Origin of the sequence: Neobacillus muris, assembly GCF_943193175.1 — a bacterium.
GTDB classification, from domain to species: Bacteria; Bacillota; Bacilli; order Bacillales; family Cytobacillaceae; genus Neobacillus; species Neobacillus muris.
In genome coordinates this window covers 1-2,767 of record NZ_CALPDF010000082.1, presented here as the reverse complement: position 1 = coordinate 2,767, position 2,767 = coordinate 1, and the positions used below count along the sequence as shown (strand labels likewise).

3 protein-coding genes are annotated in these 2,767 nt (G+C 38.2%); 1 reads left to right on the top strand and 2 read right to left on the bottom strand.

Annotation, left to right across the window (positions count from 1 at the left end; genetic code table 11):
* Window positions 1-93: 93 nt before the first annotated feature.
* Together NFS43_RS24265 and NFS43_RS24260 are read right to left on the bottom strand one after the other, a co-directional pair.
* Window positions 94-867, bottom strand: a complete 774-nt coding sequence (locus tag NFS43_RS24265) for a DUF1189 domain-containing protein (RefSeq protein ID WP_251555560.1) — start codon at window positions 865-867, stop codon at window positions 94-96.
* A 137-nt stretch (window positions 868-1,004) separates the two neighbouring features.
* Window positions 1,005-1,700, bottom strand: a complete 696-nt coding sequence (locus NFS43_RS24260) for a Crp/Fnr family transcriptional regulator (protein ID WP_251555558.1) — start codon at window positions 1,698-1,700, stop codon at window positions 1,005-1,007.
* A gap of 341 nt (window positions 1,701-2,041) precedes the next feature.
* Between NFS43_RS24260 and NFS43_RS24255 the strand changes: the two genes are divergently transcribed.
* The gene (locus NFS43_RS24255) at window positions 2,042-2,650 is read left to right on the top strand and encodes a superoxide dismutase (RefSeq protein WP_251555556.1); all 609 of its coding nucleotides are present in this window, start codon (window positions 2,042-2,044) and stop codon (window positions 2,648-2,650) included.
* The last annotated feature ends 117 nt before the right edge of the window (window positions 2,651-2,767 follow it).

Sequence of the window (2,767 nt, the reverse complement as noted above, 5' to 3'; positions counted from 1 at the left end):
CAATAAATTTGGTATTTAGATTCTGTGATAATAAAAAATTGCCGAGAAAAATACCCTTTCTCGACAATCTGAGCATCCTAAAACGGATGCTTTTTAACTGTTTTTTTCAGCTCTTGGAATTTCGTTAATGGCTAGGAATAGCACGAATAACACTACCAGCCAATTTAATCCGAAACTATTTGGTACATTTGTTTTTAGTGCAGCCATAATTGTAAAAAACAGCGTCGGAAGTGTTTCACAATAAGCGGCCATTCTCCATAACTGCCCGTATTTTAACTCCCTGCCCGCCAAATTTTTTAGCAGCAATCCAATGAATGCGGCAATCGATACTTCAATAAAGCTCATCACACTGGAGAATAAATAAACTATGGCAATAAGGATCGTTATGATGACACCCTTTAACCCAGATATGTATTCAATAAATCCTGACACGTCATCTTTTGAAATGACTAATCCCGGCATCATTGAATAAGAGGATGTCTCTGTCTGTCCGCCAGTTACAATAACAAATCGGTCTTTTAACAAGGCAAAAGCATCCTCTTCCTCCGATACATCCTCTTCGGAAACTGCCCCAGTCGGGTCAATGATAAACGTTATATTATTTTTATTCATAATAACTGGGACGTCTGTTTCTGCTGTCAATTGGCCATCCTCAATCAAAAAATCAGGAGCCTCTTTTTGCAATAGAGTTTCAGTTTTACCAATTCCGGAAGAAAAAGCGGATGATAAGTAAATAATCGATGGAAGTACCGAGATAAGTGTCAGCAGAAATACAAAAGCAATCGTCCTGCCGATTCCTTGAGATCGAAAGGAGGCAATATCCTTTGGTGAATAGATACTTTTTACTAATTGTTTAAAAAGATTCATAATGACCACCTAACTATAGTTTCATCATTCTATTGTAGCCGTTATAAATCCCTTATACAAGAATGGACATGAAGGAAAAAAGCTTTAGACGTGTTGCCTGGGGCACACTCCTCGATCAACTGTACGAAAAACATTCCTTAGTTTAATCCGCAAATTTCTGATGAACAGTTTTGACAGTCAACCGCCATTTTTAAATAATTGAGATTTTTAATGGTAAACATCTGATTATCATAGGAGATAACATCCTTTTCCCGTAATTCTTTTAAAATGCGCTGGATTACTTCCCGTGTCCCGTAGGTTAAATTGGCCAGCTCCTGATGGGTTAAAGGCAAATCAATCAGAATGCCGTCTTTTGTCATTACCCCGAAGGAATTGCACAAACGGATTAACATGGAATAGAGACCGCCTTTTTTGCCATTCATGATTAAGTCCTGGCATTTCATTTGAGCTTTTAAATATCCTGTGGACATCCAAAAGACAAAAGCGTTCATAGCTCCATTGTCTGTTTCGATAAATTTTTCAAATTCTTCTCTTTTTATGGCAACAAGTTCACAATCCGTCAGCGCTTTCGCAAAGAACTGATAATGAGGATTAGGTTTGAACAGTTGATATTCAACAATTAACTCTTGGTTATTTAAGATCTTTAATATAAACTCCTTGCCCTTTAAATGGACTCTGCCAAGCGCAATGCTTCCATTAAGTAATAAATAAACGTATTTTGCAGGGTCTTTTTCTTGAAATAGAACTGTCCCGGCTTTAATGCTTTGGACAGGCTCCGTTTTCAGAAAAAAATCATGCAATATATAATAGATAGAATAACTGCCAATCTGCATGTTTGACACTTCCTTTACAATCTTCTAGCTTGATTAAATGGAAAATTATCAATCCTGTCAATATGTTGTTTACATAAAATGGAAATTATTCAAAAGCGTATATGACAAAAATCGTTGACAGAATAGGTTTTGCGTGTTCGTGACAATTTTTCGAAACTTTTTAGCAGGAGGATAGAGGCAGACCATGAAGGATCCATAGGAGGTTCCTATAAGGTGAATTGAGCAAATTATTTGAAAAAAATGGCCGAATTTGTTATTTTAAGAGTGAAGCTTTAGAGTTGGATTTTTCTGTTAGTCCGCTAAAAAGCCAAAACTAAAAGGATACATAGGGAGGAAATACCATGGCATTCGAATTACCTCAATTACCTTATGCAGAAGACGCACTTGAGCCTTATATCGACAAAGAAACCATGAATATCCACCACACAAGACACCATAACACTTATGTGACTAATTTAAACAATGCTTTAGCCGGAAACGAAGAATTGCTTTCTAAATCTGTGGAAGAAGTGATCTCTAACCTGGATGCGGTTCCAGAAGCTGCCCGTACAGCAGTCCGCAATAATGGCGGCGGCCATGCAAACCATTCCTTATTCTGGACGATTCTTTCCCCAAATGGCGGCGGGGCTCCTGCTGGCGAATTAGCTGATGCCATTAACAGCAAATTTGGCAGTTTTGAAGCTTTTAAAGAAGAATTCGCAAAAGCAGCAACCGGACGTTTTGGCTCAGGCTGGGCATGGCTGTCAGTCAACAACGGCGAATTAGAAGTGTCAAGTACGCCAAATCAAGACTCACCTTTAATGGAAGGCAAAACCCCTATTCTTGGACTTGATGTTTGGGAGCATGCTTACTACCTAAAATATCAAAACAAGCGTCCTGATTATATCGGTGCGTTCTGGAACGTCGTGAATTGGGATGAAGTAGCAAGACGATATAGCGCAGCAAAATAGTCGATTTCCGATACAAGAAAAAGGCAGCTTAAATCAAGCTGTCAGGCTGTCGAAAAACCTTCGACAGCTTTTATTTTATCTTTATTCTTTATTAATTCACCGCGTTAATATGATATA